Raw genomic sequence first — 836 nt, 5'->3', positions numbered from 1 at the left:
TGGGGGGTGTTGAGGGTGAGGTGGTGGAGGGTGGGGTGTTGGTGGATGAGGTGTTGGAGGTGGGTGTGTTGGGTGGGGGTGAGGTAGCAGGCGAGGAGGGTGAGGGTGTGGTTGGTGGGCCAGTGGATGGGGAGGTTGGCGATGGTGTTGATGAGGTCTTGGGGGGTGTGGGGGATGTGTTCGTCGAGGTGGTAGGTGTCGGTGGTGTCGTGGTGGGCGAGGATGGTGATGACGCCGGGTTGGGGGTTGGGGAAGGCTGCGTTGATGTTGGTGGTGTAGGTGGGGTTGACGAAGGCTGTGCCGGCGTTGGCGGGGAGGGGGAGGGCGTGGACGATCCTGCCGTTGTGTGTTCGTACTGGGATGGTGTGGGTGCCGGGGAGGGGTTGATCGGTGCGGACGTCGAGGACGGTGTCGGCGATAGCACGCAGTGCTTCTTGGGTGCCGGTGATGTGGTTGATGCGCATGTGTCGGACGAGCCGGTTGGTGGCGTCCGGTCGGTTGAGGGTGAATAGTTCGATGTGGTTTTTCAGTGCCAGTGTTCCGGTGCGTCGCAGGACGGTGGTGTGGTCGGCGGGGCTGTCGGCGGAGATCGGCAGATAGCGGTCGCCGTTGGTGGTGGCTTCGTTCACGATGCGGGTGACCAGTGGTGTCAAGCTGCCATCGGTATCGGCGACGCCGTCGTTGACCAAGCGTGCCACCAGTTGTTCGACCGTCGCGGTCTTGTCCGCCCATGCGGCGGCGTAGGCGAGCTTGTCGATCCAGGCCCGATCACCCGCATCGGCCACGTCCAAGGACCGGCCCAGGAGATTTCCCTCCGTGACCAAGCCCAGCAACGC

1 protein-coding gene is annotated in these 836 nt (G+C 64.4%); it reads right to left on the bottom strand.

Features of this window, described 5'->3' with window-relative positions; translation table 11 throughout:
• Positions 1-791: hypothetical protein (locus DMC64_RS42570; RefSeq protein WP_148106991.1), on the bottom strand; the 791-nt coding region annotated here is incomplete at its 3' end.
• Positions 792-836: the final 45 nt, after the last annotated feature.

Origin of the sequence: Amycolatopsis sp. WAC 04197 (genome assembly GCF_003947475.1) — a bacterium.
Taxonomy (GTDB): Bacteria; Actinomycetota; Actinomycetes; order Mycobacteriales; family Pseudonocardiaceae; genus Amycolatopsis; species Amycolatopsis japonica.
This window is presented reverse-complemented; position numbering and strand designations above follow the sequence as displayed.